Source organism: Halomonas sp. DP8Y7-3 (genome assembly GCF_019801675.1).
Taxonomy (GTDB): domain Bacteria; phylum Pseudomonadota; class Gammaproteobacteria; order Pseudomonadales; family Halomonadaceae; genus Halomonas; species Halomonas litopenaei_A.
Window position 1 is genome coordinate 92,396 of sequence record NZ_JAHVIO010000014.1, and the last position, 18,678, is coordinate 111,073.

Genomic DNA, 18,678 nt, shown 5'->3' on the forward strand with positions numbered 1-18,678 from the left:
GCAATTTATACAGAAAAATAAATAGCAATATTCTTACATCGACTACGAAAAATGCTCTTTGGAAACTACTTTTTTTACACCATCAGGCAATCAAAAAAATAATGCGCCAAAACGCACAAAAACATGTCAAGAAACATCTGCGACGAAGAACTATTTATCCCTATAAAACAAATACATGAGAAAAATGGTTCGCGAGCTTGATACTTTCTAATCTTCAGAAGTGAGAAAAATCGAAGAGAAAAAACAGAATAATTTATCACCTTTGATCGAGATGTTTGTGCTTAAAAAGTCATATATGAAAGAAAACTCGAACCAGGCTTACGACAAAGCATCGCTAGATTCTTACTCAAATATGTCTACATAATACTGGTGGGTAGACAACGACGTCATAAATGCCTTTTCTGGAACACAGTACACTGCTGTGTGCGTCATTGTGCGAAAGCTCTGTTGTCATACTGCAGGAGCTCTGCTGCCGCTCAGCCAGAACTCCGTTGTAGTACTGCAAGAGCCCTGCCATCGTTCGACTAACGCTCTGCCGAGCGAACGGACTGAATCAACCTGCCGCACCAGAACGAACCAGAACGACGAGTCAGACCGACGAACCGGACCGACGAACCAGGCCCTACCATCGAGAGCCACCAGGCTTCTCGCCAGCGCCTCCATTCACGCTGCCAAGAGCTCACCGCCATGCGCTTCCCCCCGTCTCAGGACAATGCTCTATCCCGCGAGGCGTCTGCCGTTGCCGCAGCGCTGCGCGGCTGTCGCAGGGGGCTCGTGGATGTGGCCATCTTCAGCATCGCCATCAATTTGCTGATGCTCGTCCCCTCTTTCTACATGATGCAGGTCTATGACCGGGTGCTCGCCAGTCGCAGCGTCGCTACCTTGATCATGCTGACGCTTGTCGTGATCTTCCTGTTCGGGATCATGGCCGGCCTGGACTGGGTGCGCTCGCGCCTGCTGGTGAGGCTGGGCAATCGTTTCGACGAACAGCTTCAGCAGCGTCTACATCAATCGCTTTATCGGCAGGCACTCAGCAATCCCAGCGCTGCCTCCATCCAGGGCCTGGATGACCTTGCCACGCTACGTCAGTTCTTTTCGAGCCCAGCGGTCCCGGCGTTCCTCGACACCCCCTGGATACCCGTCTATCTGGGTATCCTGACGCTGTTTCATCCGTACTACGGGCTCTTCGCCCTGTGTGCCGGAGCGCTGCTACTGGCCCTGGCGGTGCTCAACGAGGCCAGGACCCGGCAACTGCTCAAGCAGGCCGGGGCCAGACAGGTGTCCAATCGAGATACCACCGCGGCCAACCTACGCAACAGCGAGGTGCTGCATGCCCTTGGCATGGTCGAGAGCGTTCAGCATCGCTGGCAGGCGATACATCGGGAAGGCCTCACCCTGCAGTCCCTGGCCAGCGACCGCGCAGGCACCCTGACCCATCTGTCGAAAGCGCTGAGGCTGCTGTCCCAGTCCTTGATCCTGGGCCTCGGCGCCTGGCTGGTCCTGATCGCGGAATTGACACCAGGGATGATGATCGCCGGCTCGATTCTGCTCGGCCGCGCGCTGGCGCCACTGGATCAGCTGATCAACGGCTGGAAGTCCTTCATCGCAGCGCGCAATGCATCGGAACGTCTCAATACCTTGATAGGCGCTGCGACAGAGGGTGAGCCCATGGCGTTGCCCTGTCCCCGGGGCTCGCTGACCCTGGAGAACGTCAGCGCCGGTCCACCGGGTTCCCAGGACATCGCCTTGAAGGCCATCAGCCTCACGCTCTCGCCCGGGGAACAGCTGGCCGTGGTGGGTCCCAGCGGTTCAGGCAAATCAACCCTGGCGCGGGTCGTGCTGGGCATCTGGCCCCGCCTGGATGGCTGCGTGCGACTCGACGGCGCCGACATTCTCGGCTGGAAGCGCCAGGCGTTGGGGCCTCACCTGGGCTATCTGCCCCAGGACGTCGAGCTGCTGGCGGGGACCATTGCCGATAACATTGCGCGCTTTGCCGCCGTCGATGCCGAGGCCGTGGTCAAGGCCGCGATCCTGGCCGGCGTGCACGAGCTCATTCTGTCCCTCGATGACGGCTACGACACCGTCATCGGCCCACAGGGCCTAGGCCTTTCTGCCGGTCAGCGTCAGCGTATCGGACTGGCGCGGGCGCTTTACGGCCATCCCTGTCTGGTCGTGCTGGATGAACCTGACGCCAGCCTCGATGACGCTGGCGAACGCGCCTTGGCACAGGCACTCGATGGGCTGCGCCGCCAGGGGACGACCACTCTGGTGATCACCCACCGTCAGTGCCTGCTGGATCGGGTAGACCGTATCCTGACGCTTCGCGAAGGTCAGGTGGCCGCGCTACGCGCCCGCCGCAGCGCCGACGATGGCCCGGTCGGTGCCAAGACCTTGCCCGGCAAGGTGATCAAACGGGTGACACCACACCGACCGGCATCGGCAGGAGGCCCGTCATGACCTTGCCTTCGCCTGGCTCATCCACCGAGACGTCCGCTAAGACCGCGGCCCCTTTAGACGCCGGCGGCTCTCCCGTGGTCCCATCGCCAGCCCTATCGCCAGCCCTATCGCCAACCCTACCGCAAGGCCAGCCGCCGACAGCGCTGTATGTCTATCGCCGCATGGGGTTTGCGCTGCTGATGATCGCCCTGGGCGGCTTCGTGCTGTGGGCTACCACGGCTCAGCTGGCGGTGGCCGTGGTCGCGCCCGGAGCGGTATCGGTAGAAAGCTTCACCAAGCGTGTTCAGCATCTGGAGGGGGGCATCGTCGCCGACATTCTCGTGAGGGATGGGGATCAGGTGCAGCATGGTGAGCTGTTGCTCCGCCTCGATGACACCCTGGCACGGGCAGAACGCCGCATTGCCGACAGCGATTATCTGATCGCGCGTGCCAGTGAGATTCGCCTGCTGGCGGAGCAGGCAAATGCCGCTGTGCTGAGCTTTCCCGATGAATTGACGGCTGCCCGGCTACTGCGCGTGCGTGAGGTACTGGCGGTGCAGCAACACCTCTTTGAGGTACGTCGCCAGGCCCTTGCGGACACCCTGGCGGCCCTGGATCAACAGGTGATCCAACTGGAGGAGCAGATCCAGGGGCTCGCGCGTACAAGGGGGATTACCGACCTACGTATCGACTCCCTGGAGCGGGACATCGCCAGCCACCGCCGCCTGTTTGACGATGGCCTGATCAGCAGCCAGCGGCTGCGCGAGCTGGAGCGCGAAAGCCTGGAGTACCAGAGCGACAACGCCAGGCATGCAGCGGACATTGCCAGGCTGCAGGCTCAGATCAGCGAGCTGGTACTGAACAAGCAGGTGCGGCGACAGGAATTTCAGCAACAGGTGGGCGAGGACCTGCGGCGGGTTCAGGCCGAGGTAGCCGACGCCGAAGAGCGTCTGGTCGCGCTCAATCATCGGCTGACGCGCACGCACATTGTGGCGCCGGTGTCCGGCACGGTGGTCGGACTCGACGTGCACACGATCGGCGCGGTGGTTCGTGGCGGCGATATCCTGCTGGAGCTGGTTCCGTCCAACGACCGCTTCGTGGTCGAAGCACGGGTCCCCAGCCAGGACGTGGATCATCTGCATGTCGGTCAGCACGCCGATATCCGCTTCAGTGCCTTCAATCAGCGTTTGACCAAGGTGGTCGCGGGCACCATCGGCCATGTCAGCGCCAACAGCTTTGACGATGAAACGAGTCGGCAGCGCTACTACAAGGTCATCGTCCAGGTGACAGACCCGATCACTAGCGTATTGCCTGAGGGCATGACACTCGTCGCGGGCATGCCCGCAGAGGTCATGATTCGTACCGGAGAGCGCAGCTTTGCCAGCTACATGCTGAAGCCGCTTAATGACATGCTGGCCAGGGCCATGCGCGAGGAATGAAGCCTGCGCAAGGCATGGCGCCTGCGCAAGCAATAGCACCGCCACCCAACCACCATGAGAAAGGCAAAAAAAACTGCGCGGATCAAGGTTCAGGGGGACGATCCGCGCAGGGCCAGCTCCCTGCCGGCACGGGACACCATGACATGTCCGACAGAAGCCTCCCTGATAGCCTCCGCCGATGACACCACCCTGAGGGAAGCTGCTGCGTTTCCCTGAGGGGTACCTCCCTTAGACCATGCATCTGGTCGTTTTACGTCATTCGGTGACGCCCGCCTCACCCACCGCGGGCGTCACCGGTCGTCGCTGGCTTACAGGCCGGCATCATCCTGCACGCCCTGCACGCCCACGTCGTCACTCATCGGCAGGTCATCCACATCGTCGTTGGAAGCATCGACGACAGGGTCGTCCGCTGCCAGCAACAGGCTGCTGGTAGCCAGGCTGGCCGCCGCCACGTCGGGATCCCGGGTGAGCTGGAACGAGGCCAGATCCTGGGAGCCGCCGTTGAAGGTCAGTCTGAGCACCTGCACGCCTGCCTCCAGATCCAGGGTCATCGCCGCCGTGTCGACGAAGACACCCCAGTCACTGGTCACCGGCGTGGCCACGCTGCCCTGCTCGTAGACGCTACCGTCCTTTTCCAGCGACGCGGTGATGCTGCGCCCGCCGTTGGGTCCCGAGGTCACGAAGGACAGGGTGTGGCTGCCCGCCTGCTCCACGTTGATGGTGTATTCGAGCCACTCGCCGTTGTCGATCCAGCCCACCGCGTCGCCCTGCCCCACGATATCCACCGGGGTATCGCGGAAGTTGCTGCCGAACTGCTGCGGGGTCAGCTCGTTGTAGGCTTCACCCTGCTGACCCTCGTCGAACAGTACGGCGTCGAGTGACAGGCCATCGTCAGCGTCCACCAGCCAGGCGTTACCTCCTGCATTGAAGGCCTGTTGGCCGTCCTTGGACAGCGAGAAGCCCTGCAGGTCCATGGACCCGCCGTTGAAGGTCAGGCGCAGCACCTGCTCGCCGGCCTCCAGCGTGACCTGGGTCGACGCGGTCTCGACAAAGTTGGTCCAGCTTCCGGTGGGATCCACCTCTACCGCCCCTGCCGTCGCGTAGGGCGTGCCATCGCCCTTGGTGAAGCTGGCGGTGATGCTGCGTTGGCCGCCGGCCGTGGTGCCGAGGGAAGCCAGGAAGGCGAGATCATAGGTGCCTGCCTGCTCCACGTTCAGGGTGTACTCGACCCACTCGCCGTTCTCGATCCAGCCGATGACGCTGCCACCACCCGCCAGGTCCACCCCATCGCCACGGGGATTGGTACCCAGCTGTGCCTGACTTGAGTCGTTGTAGGCGACTCCCTGACCGCCTTCGTCGTAGTTGACCGCCTCCAGGCTGAAGTCCGACCCCACCTGCCATGGCGTGCCATCATCGGTAAACGCCGACTGGCCATCGTCCACCGGCTCCACCAGGTCCAGGCTGAAGGAAGCCAGGTCGAGCTGACCGCCGTTGAAGGTCAGGCGCAGGACTTGTTCACCCTCTTCCAGGTCAAAGCTCAAGGGCCCGACGTCGGTGAAGGTGGTGAAGCTGCCGGTGTTGGGCAGTGCCACCGACTGATTTCCCGTGTAGAAGGCGCCATCCTGCTCGAACGCCGCGGTGATGGTCTTGCCACCGGCCACCGCTGAGGTCGAGAAGTTGAGCACATAGGTGCCCGCGGTCTCCACGTTCAGGGTGTATTCCACCCATTCGCCGTCGGCGACAAAACCGATGGCCAGCGACGGGGTCGAGATGTCCACCGCCTCGTCGGAGCGGAAGGCATTGCCACTATGGGCGGTGTCCGAGTCGTTGTAGGCCACCCCCTGGCCGCCGTTGTCGTAGAAGCGCGCCTCCAGATCCAGGCCATCGGCGCCCACGGCCCAGGCGGTCTGGGTGTCATTGAAGGCGGTCTGCGCGACCGGCGTCGGGTCATCAAGGAAGTTCGGCGTCCCGTCACCGTCATCATCATCGTACAGATCCACCCGGCCGTTACCGTCGGCGTCCTCGACGCCGGTCGGATCGTACGGCGTAACGTTCTGCACCAGGAAGATGTTGTCGTTGTAGTCGTAGTTCACCCCCGCGTAGTCCTGGATCACGATGTACGTGTCCGGAATCACGTTGCCGTCGGCGTCCTTGGCCACGTACACCCGGATCAGGTGTCCGTCGTTCTCGTCCCAGTTGAGGTTGGCACCGGGAATGCCGATGGCATCGATGGTGTCCTCGTACAGGTTGGCGTCGGGATCCGACCAGGAGATGTACCCAGGACGGTCGGAGATTTCGGCGTAGAAGCCGAACGGATCATCCCGATCCAGGGTCGCCACCGCCAGATTGTCGCCATTGTTGAGGGTGCGCGGCAGCAGGGTCTGACCGTCGGCCTCGTCGTGGGCGATGATCTCGCTGATGTCGCGGCTGTCCACGTCATGGATGAACAGTCGGGCGATGTCGCCCTGGCCATGGTAGGCCGCGAGCTGGGTGATGGTGATCGGCGAGGCCCCGTCGGCGCGCTGGAAGAACGGCGCCAGGATCTCGTCGCCGTTGGCTTCCACCAGCCCACCCTGGTTCATCTGTCCCTCGGCGACGTCGGTGGTGTAGCCAAAGGCATTGACGATCTCCTGCACCGTCGGCTCCTGGCCACTCTCGGACTGGTTCTGGCTGATACCGGCAAGCTCGATCACCTTCTCGGCCTCATCGGCGTCGCTCGAGCTGATGATCAGGCTGGCCTCGTACAGCGAGCCGTCATTGGGGTCATCGGCGATAAAGCGCACCGTGACCTCCACCGACTCACCGGGCTCCAGCACCACGGCACTGAAGGCCTGGGTCAGCTCGAACAGGCTGGGGTCACTGACCGCCACAGCGTTAATGGTCAGCGCATCGAAGCCGTCATTGGAGAGCGTGATGGTGACCTCGTCATGCACTTCCTGGGCCGCATTGACGGGGTTCTCGATACGCGACATCACCAGACGATCGTTGGACGGAACGCCATCGTTGTTGGTGACCGTGAGCGAGCCGCCGGAGACCGGCTTGACGCCTTCGATCACGAACACGTTGTCGTTGTAGTCATAGTTGATGCCGGTGTAGTCCATGATCCCCAGGTAGGTATTGGGAATCACGTTGCCATCTTCGTCCAGGGCCCGGAACATGCGCACCGTATAGCCCCGCTCGATGCCATCGGCATCCGCCGGCGGCGTGCCGCCGCCAGGGGGGTTGAGCGACGGGTCGGTGGACAGTCCCGCCACCTCGATACCGAACACTTCATCGCCGGCCCAGCCATCGGGGATGGTCCCTCTGCCGAAGGTCGCGGTGGCGAAGTTGCCGTTGTTCACCAGCGGCAGCAGGGTCTGATTATTGTCTCCCTGGTGGTTGGAGAAGATGATGTCCTGGCCCTTGTTGCCCGGCGCATGAATGCCCAGCGTCGCCCCGCCGTTGCCATGGAAGGCCGCCAGCTGGGTGATCTTGGCCTGGTCCACGCCATCGGCCAGGGACCAGTAACGCGACAGCACCTCGTCGTCGTTCACCGGCCGGTACAGGTCAAAGTCGTTGAGCACCGAGTTCTCGCCACCTCCCACGGTGGTCAGTCCAGCGATGCGGTTGCCGAAGCCGAATACCTCCCAGATCTCGTTGACGTTGGGTTCCCAGCCGCCCTCGTCACGGGCCTGCCAGAAGCCGGCCATGGCGATCTCGGCCACCGGCGAGTCGGCGTCGTTGGTGACCAGCCGAATGCGGCCTTCAAACACCCCGTCACCGGCGTCATTGGCAGGCGGCGTGTAGGCGTCGCGGTCGAACAGTACCGTGACCGTCAGCGACTGCCCGGGGGCCAGGGTCAGGCCGTCGAACGCGCCCGGATCGGCCAGCACGAAGGGTCCGTCGATCTGTGCCTCGAGGATATCGAGCGGTTCACTGCCACTGTTGCTGATGGTGACCGTGGCGCTGTCCTTGAACTCGCGGTCCGGGTTGGAGGCACCGTTGTTCTCCAGATAGCTGAAGTGCAGCCGGTTGGCGTAGAAGGCCGCGTCGCCACTTTGCACCTCGATGTCGGCGTTGGCGTTACCCGCCAGCGGCGTGACATCCAGGTAGTCCAGGTCATCCGCACCGTCCACGGCGGACACCGCCCGCAGGTTGTACTCGACGCCGGCCTCGAGCTCGACATAGACGCCCTCTTCGCCGGCATCGCCCACCCCCGGATAAGCCAGACTGTCGACGGCCTGACCGTTGAGTGTCAGCGCCAGCGACCCGCCATTGTCGCCACCGGCGTTGGCCGCCAGGTCCAGACGATAGAGGCCATCGCTGTCTACGGTGAAGTAGAAGTCCGCGGTCAGTTCGTTGACCGTACGGGCGCTGGCGCCATCCTCAAGCTCAATCCGCGCGCCGTCGGACACGTCGGCGTAGACCGGGATGAACACATCGCCACCACTGTCCGGCACCCGCAGCAGGTCGATGTTCGGCCCCACGGCTCCCGGTGCGGTCAGGGTAATGGTGTTGCTGCCCGCCTGCAGATTGACCAGCACCTCCTGGAAGAACCAGTCGTCCTCGGCGTCATTGCTCTGGCCGACGAAGTTGAGCTGGCCCAGGTCCGTGCCATTGATGGTCAGTCCCAGCGGGCGGTCGGCCTTGCTGGCGGCAAGCGCGTAGCGGAAACCGATCTCGTAGCTGCCGTCTTCGGCGACATCCACCGTCCAGGTGATGGTCTGATCACCGCTGCCATCGAAGTCGACGAAGCCATCGCCGGAGGCGTTGCGGTCATCCTGACTTTCCGGCACAAACACGGCACCGCCCAGCACAGCGTCTTCGGCCTCGTAGACGGTGAAGCCCGGCGTGGCGTCCTCCTCGCGCAGGATCTCCAGCTGGTCGATGTTGGGCCCGGTGTCCTGGGTCGCCTGGAAACGCACGGTATTGAGGCCGGCGGCCAGGTCCGCGGTGATGTCCACCGTCAACCAGTCGGACCAGCGCGCGTCAGGATCGGTGATGCTGGAATCCTGGCTCGGCGGGAAGGACACCACCCCCACCGATACGTTGTTGACGAAGACCTCCAGCGGGCGATCGATGTCCGAGCCATTGCCGTAGCGCACCCGCAGCACCGACTCACCGGCCTGAGCGGGGTCCAGCTCGAAGCTGAAGGTGATGAAGTCGACGTTGGTGCTGCCAAAGTCGGCATAGCCCCCCGGCACGCCATCGTCATCCACGGTGTTGCCGTCCAGGCCAAAGGCGCCGGGACGCAGGCCATTGGGCAGGTTCTGGTTGGTCTCCGGATTGTTGATATCGCGGATTTCGATCTCCGCATCGGCACCCGTGGCGATGGTCACCGAGGTGCCATCGTTCGGCGTCACATCCTCGGCCTGGATGGTCAGGACGGTGATCAGGTCGTCGTCCGGGTCCGGATCGCCGGGGTCGGTGGTGCCGCCCGGCACCGGATCAAGACGGATGATCTGGCTCTGGCCGTTGCCTCGGTTCAGGGTCAGCAGATACAGCTGGCCGGTAGCCGGGTTCTCGATGATATCCAGCGGATCGACGTAGGTGATGACGTTGCCGTCGGGATCGCGCAGCACGTCGTCACCGATGACGTTGCCGTTGGCGTCCAGGGTGATGGAGCGTACGTCGTCACCGCCGGAGTACTCGGTGAACAATACGTTGCCCTGCAGGTTGCCGCCGAACACACCGCTGGTGTATTCCACCGCACCGTTGGGCGAACGGTTCTCGCCCAGCGAATAGACCCCGGCGATGTCATAGGTGCCCTCAGGGTTGGTGCCCGTCGGGTACTTGTCGACCTGATTGGGATCATTGCCACCGGTGGGGTTGCCGCCGTTCAAGATGTATTCGTCACGCAGCGGGTTGGGATGGCCGTAGTAGCCGCCCTCCTCGATGCGGAACAGGTAGTCATCCTGCTTCTCGACGTTGGTGTAGCGCTCGTCCTCCGGCGTGTTCGGATCATCCGGCACGTTGCCGCCGGCGGCCGAGCCGTTGGTCGGCACGTACAGGTAGCCGTTGGAGTGCCACACCAGGTCGTAGGCGTTGCGCGCCCCGGTGGCGAAGATGGTCAGCACCGCATCGGGAGCATAGGGGTCGTAGTAGGACTCGAGCACATTGCCATCGGCATCCTGCACCGTGGCGACACCGCGATCATCAAACACCAGGAACTCGCCATTGCCCATGGGAATGGGGTCGTCCTTGGGATGGCCGTCCGGATCATCGAAGCGCTGGTTGAGCCCGTTGTCGGGCAGCGGCTCGGTGGTCACATCGAAGGGGCCATTCGACACATCGCGGGTCGGATCGATCTCCATCACCGCCGCATTCAACAGCCGCTCCGGGCGGTTGCCCCAGGCGCTGTCCGGTTCCCCCATGGCCGAGTTGGAGCCCTGGATCAGGTACAGCAAGTGGGTCGGCACATCCGGGTTGGTGTCCGCGTCGTAGTCCGGGTTCACCCGGAACTCCAGGCTGTTGGTCACGTGGTCGCCGTTGGAGCGCGGAAGCCCAGTGATGTAGGCCTCGGCGGTGCCGGAGAAGCCAGGACCATCGTCCAGAGTGATCTTGGTGATGCGACCACTGAAGTCCGGCACCCCGTTGTCACGTCCCGACAGCGGGATCGGGTAGTTATCGGTGATCCACAGCACGCTGGGGTCGGTGGGATCGACCACCAGGCCAATGATGCCCCGCTGCTGGGTTTCTCCCGGCTGATCGAAGTAGTCGTTGGGCAGGCTCAGCTCCAGCCGGTTGGACAGTGAACCATCGATGGGGTCCACGTCGTAGCGCAGCAGCTGGCCACTGATGGTGGCGATGTACATGAAGGCGCCGTCGGGGCTCATCTCCAGCGAGGTGAAGCCGAAGGCCCCATCGGCAGCGCCGTTGAGCTCGACCACATCATTGAACGCCACATCACGGGCCACGATCTCCGGCTCAGGGCCGGTGACGAAGGTGTTGGTGTACTTCTGGAACTCCCGGGTCGGCGCGCTGGCATCATCGTTGGGGCCGCGATCCTGGAAGCCATCGATCACCAGGGTGTAGCTGGTGAAAGGCTTCAGCGACTGGCTCGGCGAGATGGTCAGGGAGTCGAAACCACCGGTGGTGTTGGCATTGAACGTGACCTCCTGGCCGGTCACGGTTTCGAACAGGCGGATGGAGCCGTCGGCCAGGCTTTCCAGCAAGGCCCCACCGCGGCCGTCCACCACCGAGATGCCGACGAAGATGTCAGAGGTCGGGTCTACACCGGTGGGGATGCTGCCGTCGTCCGGGTCGAGATCCACCTCCACTTCGTTTTGCCCCACCCCGGCGATGGCTCGGGCGTCGGTAAAGAAGGCGTAGTCCTCGACCGCCTCGCGTCCATCTCCTGGCGTCAGATCCGGCAACGCCTGGATCTCGATGTACTGGATCTCGGTGTTCTCGTTGTCGAGTCCCATGGAGTCCAGGGTCAGGCGACCGTCGGTGACCTGAACGATACGGGTCACCAGGTCGGAGCGCACGCCCTCGGTGTCATCGGCAGGATTACCATCTGCCGGGAAGTCGTCCGGGCGGAACGGGGTGAAGGGGTCGTTGAACAGCTGTCCTTCGGCGTTGAGCACATTGTTGCTGTCATAAGGCCCGCTGGTATCGCCGATGGAGATGGTGACCTCGTAGTAGCCATCGTCGAGCTCGATCTCCCAGCCGGCGCGCACATAGTTGCCGGGCTGGTCAAAGTGCGCATAGGTGCCCTGGCGTGGGTCGAGTCCGGCGATATCGTCGGTGCGGTCATTCACCGCCACGCTGGTCAGCGAGCTGATATCCAGCGGCTCAGTGCCTGGGTCACTGTCGTAGATCGACTCTTCGGTGACCCAGCCGTACTGGTGCACCTGGCCGTCCACCGTCACCGATTGGGTGCCAAAGGCCTTGCCGTTGTCGGCGATGTAACCATCGGGCACCGCGGTGCCTTCGGGCTGGAAGTTGATCTTCACCGAGAAGCGGTCGCCTGGCTCCACCGGGCGCGGCGGTGCCACGCCGTCACGGCTGACGGTGACCAGGTCAATGTTGGGGCCCGCGGTGCCTTCGTTGGCCAGGCGAATGGTGTTATCGCCGGCCGCAAGCTCCACCTCGATGGTGGTGGTGGTCCAATTCTCCCAGCCCACCGGGTCGCCGCCGGTGGAAGCGAAGGCCAGGCTGCCCTGGCTCGCCCCGTCCACCAGTACCGTCATCGGACGGTCAGCGCCATTGCCCGCACCGTTGGCGTAGCGCACTTCCAGGGTGTAAGTCCCGGCCAGGTCCACGCTGACCTGAAATTCCGCGGCGTCGCCCACGTCGCCGCCCATGTCCAGATATCCGGCACCGCTGAAGCCATCCCACAGTCCGTCCGCGCCTGCCGCGGCATTGGTCTCGGGGTTGCTCGGGTCGCGCACCTGGGTATCGCCATCGGCGTCGACGATATCCAGCGCCTCGCCTTCGATGCTGAAGCTGAACGGAGGCTGAGTCACGCCGTCGTTGAAGTCGAATACCACCTGGTCGATATTCGGGCCGTTCACCGCACCGGCGGGAATGGTCAGGGTGAAGGTGTTGGCGCCCTCCACCAGTTCCACCGTGACCTCGAGGGTCTGCCACTCTTCCCAGGGCTCGGTGACACCGGTGGCATTGGGGAAGCCTAGCTGGCCCTGATCACTGCCGTTGACGGTCAGATCCAGTGGCCGTGGGGCGTTACCTCCGTTGGCGAAACGCACGGTGGCGGTGTAGCTGCCCGCCTCCACCGCGTTGACGTTGAAGGTGACCTGGTCACCGGGGTTGGTACCAAAGTCGAGATAGGCCTCGCCCACCGCGCCAGGGCGGTAATTGCCAAAGTCATCAGGGTTGGCCGAGTCGACCACCCGGGTGACTTCACCCTGGGCGGTGCCACCGACGTCGACGATATCCGCGTCCTCTGCCTGCAGGGTGATTGGCGCCACCACCACAGCGCCATCGTCGAAGCTGACGACCTCATCGACGCTGGCTTCGTTACCTGCTGCGTCGGTGACAATCAGCGTCACCGTGAGATCTCCACTCTGGTCATCAAGCAGACCGCTGAGGTCCAGGGTGATGTTGCCCGAGGCATCCGGCGTCACCTCGGTGCGAGTGGCGCCGCCGTCGTAAGACACCTCGACGGTGGTGACGTCGTCATCGACACCCGACACATTGAACACCGCCGTCGCCAGCTGGCTGTCGTCCAGGCTGTCGTCGGCGGCCACAAGGGCCAGATCGCCGTCTTCATCGGCGCTGTCATCGATCACGATGGGCCCACTACCGCCCTCGGTAATCTCGATGCGGTCAATGTTGGGGCCGGTGTTGGCACCTGCCGGGATCGCCAGCGCAATGGTGTTGCTGCCCGCCTCCAGGGTCACCGTGATGGTCTCGAAGGCCCAGTGGTCGAAGCCTTCTTCCGGGCCCGTACCATCCGGGTCGGTGCTGGCCATGGCAAGCACCAGCGGATCACCACCGTTGATCACCAGATCCAGCGGGCGATCGGTATTGGTGGCATAGCGCACGTTGATGTCATATTGCCCGGCCTGGGCCACATCGACCTGCCAGCTGATGTTGTCTCCGGGGGTGTCGCCAAAGTCCAGGTAACCGCTGCCGGAGAATCCCGGACGCAGGCCGGTGGGCTGGTTGGGCTCCGGGTTGCCGGGATCGCGAATCTGGGTATCAGCGTCGTTGGCATCCACGTCGAAGCTTTCTACCGCACCATCCTCGGCCTGCAGCGATAGCGGCGAGAAAGGCGCTTCGTCCACATCATTGACGCTCACCGACACCAGCTCGCTGGTCGTCAGGCCATCGTCGGTGACGCTGACCTCGACCTCGTAGACGTTGTCCTCGTTGGCGTCCACGGCCAGCTCGAAGTCACGGGCCGAAGTGAAGCTGAGCACCCCGGTATCGGGGTCGATGGTAAACAGCGGTGCGTCGATGCCACCGGTGATGGCGAACACCGGTGCGCTCAGCGCGGCAGGCTGACCGTCCTCATCGAGTACCGCGATGGCGCCGATCTCGGTCAGGTTCTCGTCCACGTCGAGCGCCGTCTGTGCGATGGACAGGCTTTCGTTGAGGTCGTTGACCGTGATCAGGGTCGCCTGGGACACGCTGTCTTCCCCGTCGCTGACGACCACGGTGACTTCGTAGACGCCGTCTTCATCGGCGTCGGCCGCCAGTTCCGCATCGGGCGGGTTGACGAAGCTGAGTACGCCGGTGGCCGCATCGAAGCTGAACAGCGGCGCGTCGACGCCTTCGAGGGTCACGCTCAGGGTGTCACCATCCAGGTCGTCCAGGGTGAGCGTCGCGACCGCGCTCGAGTTCTCATCGACGCTGACGCTAGCGCCAAGCCCGGTGATGGTGGGCGCGTTGTTGACCGGCTCTTCGATGCGCTCGAACGCCACCGAGTCGATACGCATCAGCTCGCCGCCCTGGCCACGCAACTCAAGCCCGAGCTGCGAGTCGGCGGTAATCTCGACCGCTGTCTCGAACACGATCGCCTTGCGGTTACCGCTCTGGCCGGCGTTGCCTCTGGCGCCACTGCCCACCAAAGTGCCGAAATCGTCGCTGAGCACCACGTCGGAGGTCAGGCTGTCACTCGACAGATTGCGAGCCTCGAGCGCCGTTCCATCGATGGACAGCGTCAGCTCGCCCTCCCCGTCGGTTTCATCGAAGACGTAGAGGGTGACCCGATACCAGCCGGGCTCGACCCCGGCCGCGGCCAGGTCGGTACCGATGGCGGCAGGCGCGGTGCTGGTCAGGCGAATCAGCTGGTCGTTGGAGGCGCTGGTATTGGCGGTGACGATCAGGTTGGCGGCATCCAGCTCAGTGAAGGCTTCCGCCTCGATGGTCACCACATCGCCGATATCGGTACCGGCGATCTGGAAGTCGAGCACCTGGGTGGCCGACAGGCCGCCCGGATCGGTGGCCCGCAGCGTCACGCTGAAGGCCCCGCCCTGGGTCGGGGTGCCCTGGATCACGCCATTGACCAGCTCAAGACCTGGGGGTAGGTCCTCGACGCCGAGCGTCAGGTCGTCCCCGTCGGGATCAGAGAACAGCACAGCGTAATCCGCCAGGGTAATCTGGACGAAGCTTTCGCCCACCTCACCAAAGAATGGCTCCAGCGCGGCGGGCTCGGCCACCGGCGCGTCGTTGACGTTCTCGATGGTCAGCACAAAGCTGTCGGAGGTCTCGAACTCCCCGTCGTCGGCAAACAAGGTAACGGTATAAACTCCCGGCACCAGGTCGTCCAGGCTGCCGCCCAGCACGCTGCCATCGATGGCAAGACCAGCGGCGTCGACGGGCGCGCCGTCGCTGTCGGCCACCTCGAAGCGATAGCTCAGGTCGTCGCCATCGGCGTCTTCGAAGGGCAGGTCCACCTCCAGCGTTGCGCCCTCGTCCAGCACCAGGTCAGCGACGCCGCCGCCGACCACCACCGGGGCCTGATTGGTGTCCACGCTGGTGGCTTCGCTTAGCGTCACATTGGAAAAACGCGCACTGCCCTTGGCGCCAAGGTCATCGTCATTGACGAACACCAGGGAGTCGATGGTCGAGCCGGCCAGGGACGACAGGTCGATGGTGAAGGTCAGGACGCCATCGCCATCATCATCGGTGCCTTGTCCCCGCAGGTCGATAAAGCCCTGCTGGGTCTGGGTGCCGCCCAGCTGGAACAGGCTGCCGCCACCACCGAAGGGGTTGTCGTCCGGGTCGATACCGACGGCGATGATCTCCGATACCGGGGAGCTCGAGGCATCCAGTTCCAGGGTCAGCTGTGTATCCGCGGTAATCTGGTAGCTTTCGCCCAGGGCCACCCGCTTCCATACGTTGTCGGTCAAGGCCAGGGTCGCCCCTGCATCCTCCGACGCTGCGCCAGTGCCTTGGCTGGGGTTGTCCTGATTGCCGCCGTAGGACGTGATCGGCCCCGCGGCAAAGTCCAGCGTCAGCGGAGCATCGCTGTCGTCTTCCAGGGTCACCTGGGTCGAGGTAGTGGCTTCGTTGCCGGCGAGATCGGTCACGTACAGCACAATGGGATGACTGCCGCCGCCCAGACCGGACAGGTCAAGCTGCAGGCTGTCGCCATCGACCCCGACCGGGGTGCGCGTGGCGCCGCCATCCAGGCTGACCTCGACGCTGTCGGCGTCAGCATCCAGCCCAGCCAGGGTAAAGGTCACGGCGGCACTATCCGCCTGGGCCACCGGGTCTGCCGGGCCGGCCAGTGCCAGATCGCCGCCTTCGTCGGCGGTGGTATCCAGGGTCAGGTCCAGCTCGCGAGTCCCACGGTTGCCATAGGCGTCCATGACAATCAGGGTGGCCGACAGCGGACCGTCGGCCTGACCGGAAAGGTCCAGGCTGAAGGCACCGCTGGCGTCCGGAGTGACCTCCTCTACATTCACGCCGTCATCAAAGCTTAAGCCCACGTAGACGATATCGTCATCAAGCCCCGCGACGGTAAAGGACACAGCGTCGACGGTTGCGGCGTTGACCACACTGTCAGGCGTGGTAAAGGCCAGGTCATCGCCCTCGTCCCCTTCCACATCGCCCACCGGGCCGGAGCCCGCCGTGGTCAGCTCAAGCCGGTCGATATTGGGGCCGCTGCCGGCGCCGCTGGGAATCGCCAGGGTGATGGTGTTGTCGCCCGCCTGCAATGCCACCGTCTGGGTCTGATAGGACCACACATCGAAGCCTTCCGGCGCCTCGTTGGTGGCATTGGGGTCGGTAGTGACGAAGGCCAGGGCGCTGGCGATACCGCCGTTGACCGCCATGTCCATGGGCCGGTCGCCGTTGCTGGCGTAGCGGAAATTGAGGTCGTACTGCCCCGCCTCGGCCACGTTCACGGTAAAGGTCAGGCTGTCGCCGGGCACGCTGCCGAAGTCCACATAGCCGGTCCCGGAGTAGTCGGGACGCAGGCCCTGGAAGCCGGTCCCGTCCTCGGGGTTGGCCGGATCTCGCACCAGGGTGCCCGCATCGTTGCCGGCGCCAAGCTCGGCGTCTTCCGCCTGGACCACCTGGGGCGCAATGTCGGGCCCGGTGACCGCGGCGCTGACCAGCACCAGCTCCATCTTGTCGATATTGGGGCCATTGGTATAGCCGCCCAGGCGCAGGGTGTTGCTGCCGGCGGCCAGCTCGACCTCTACCGTCTCGACCGTCCAGCCTTCCCACTGGCTCTGCAGGTTGCCGCTGCTCAGACTTGGGCGGTTGGCCGCGGCGATATCCGCTTCGGTATCGTCCGGGTAATAGACCGGCTCCAGGGTCGGCGCAAAGTCAAAGGTGGCCAGGGTGGTGGTGCTACCGCCGTCGACCAGCATCAGGTCCAGCGGGCGGGCGCTGGAGGTGGCGTAGGTGATGCTGATGGCGTAGGTGCCAGCGGTGGCGATGTCCAGGGTAACGTCGGCAGTAGCGTTGGCGTTGCCAGAGGCCCAATCCAGATAGGCTTCTCCTTCGGCACCGACCCGGAAGGTCTCGTTGCCGTTGGTGAAGTCAGCGATGGTGTCGAGGGTGGCCACCCGGTTGGTGCCGCTGTTGTTCACGTCCTCGGTGGGCGACAACAGCATATCTTCGCCCTGAACCACGTAACGGTCAGGGTCCGGGGCGGTGATCTCGAGATAGTCGATGTTCGGTCCGCTGGCGCCGTTGGAGGTCAAGGTAATCGTGTTGGTGCCCTGCTCCAGGGTCAGTCGTACCGGCTGGGTCAGCTCGAAGTTGGTGAAGTCATCGCCGGTGGAGGTCAGGTCGAACATGCGGTCGAACAGTTCACCGTTGACGTCCAGGCGCAGCGGGCGATTGCCGGCGCCCATGGCGTAGCGCAGCACCAGGTCGTATTCACCGGCCTCGGGCACGTCGAAGGTAAAGGTCAGGCTCTCGCCACCGGCCACCCCATTGCCATAGTCCACGTAGGCATTGCCCTCGGCGTCCGCCGCGTCCGGGTTGGTCGGGTCATCCACCACCGCGATGCCGGTATCTCCGGCGATACTGGCCGATGCGCCGTCGCTGGCGTCATCATCTTCGGCCTGGATGCGCAGCGAGAAGCCCACGGGGGCCGCCAGGGCCACTATTGCCGGGGCCGCAGCCGCTGCAGGCAGGGTGTCTGACGAGGGGTCTGACGAGGGAGCTGACGAGCTGTCTGGAAGGCTGTCTTGAGAAGCGTCTTGAGAGGCACCTGAAGCAGGCCCTGAGGACGCTGCGGCAGAGCCCGCCACCCCTGACGCGCTGTCCATGTCAGCGTCGTCGCCTCCCCCATCGCTCGCGCCCGCCTGCGGGCCGTCGACATCCTGCGCTGACGATCCCGGGTCGTCGCCCACGGCTGGGTCGATTGGCTCAGGGTTGCTTGCCACAGGATCCGTGGAGCCTTGCTCTGCTCCATCATCGGCATCGGCCTCGGCGTCCTGCACCAGAACTTCACGCAGGGCGGCAACACCGGGGAGCAGCGCTCCTCTGGCGTCGAGCGCCTCGATCATCATTCCCAGCTTGCCAATGGGGGGCGTCGGCAACTGCTCGAACACGAAGGGTCTTTCGAATTTCTCGAAGACGCTTCTCGCTCCTGACGCGTCTTCCCATGTCATGCGCACGGCCGCGACAGCCTCTTGCCAGCGCCCGGGATGGGGCGCCACCACCACGTCATGCAACTCGAAATCTTTATTTAGGAAATGCGCCTTGTCTTCCAGGCGTTTTTGAAAGGACTTGCGACCGCGACCAACAAATGACATGGAAAACATGAGCTGTCCCCTGACGATGATATCGGATGATCAGTCCTTGACGAACCACATTTTATTGTCGGCATCCACTGCCAAAGCTTGGTCTTATTTACGACTACCCTTGCATTGCTGAGGTAACGAATGTT

General features: G+C 63.6%; 3 protein-coding genes. 2 read left to right on the top strand and 1 reads right to left on the bottom strand.

The annotated features are described in order from the left end of the window. The first annotated feature begins 687 nt into the window (after positions 1 to 687). Positions 688 to 2,457: a type I secretion system permease/ATPase gene (locus tag KUV86_RS15010; protein ID WP_222485358.1), complete on the top strand. Its 1,770-nt coding sequence runs from the start codon at positions 688 to 690 to the stop codon at positions 2,455 to 2,457. Continuing rightward, positions 2,454 to 3,875: an HlyD family type I secretion periplasmic adaptor subunit gene (locus tag KUV86_RS15015; RefSeq protein ID WP_261397663.1), complete on the top strand. Its 1,422-nt coding sequence runs from the start codon at positions 2,454 to 2,456 to the stop codon at positions 3,873 to 3,875. Before KUV86_RS15010 ends, KUV86_RS15015 begins: the two co-directional genes overlap by 4 nt. Before the next feature lie 308 nt (positions 3,876 to 4,183). Here the strand turns inward: KUV86_RS15015 and KUV86_RS15020 are convergent, their stop codons facing one another. After that, positions 4,184 to 18,553, bottom strand: a complete 14,370-nt coding sequence (locus tag KUV86_RS15020) for a carbohydrate-binding protein (protein WP_222485360.1) — start codon at positions 18,551 to 18,553, stop codon at positions 4,184 to 4,186. Between the last annotated feature and the right edge of the window lie 125 nt (positions 18,554 to 18,678).

Excerpts from the sequence above, each read along its gene's own strand:
- KUV86_RS15010 (WP_222485358.1), top strand. The coding sequence starts at position 688 with ATGCGCTTCCCCCCGTCTCAGGACAATGCTCTATCCCGCGAGGCGTCT.
- KUV86_RS15015 (WP_261397663.1), top strand. The coding sequence starts at position 2,454 with ATGACCTTGCCTTCGCCTGGCTCATCCACCGAGACGTCCGCTAAGACC.
- KUV86_RS15020 (WP_222485360.1), bottom strand. The coding sequence starts at position 18,553 with ATGTTTTCCATGTCATTTGTTGGTCGCGGTCGCAAGTCCTTTCAAAAA.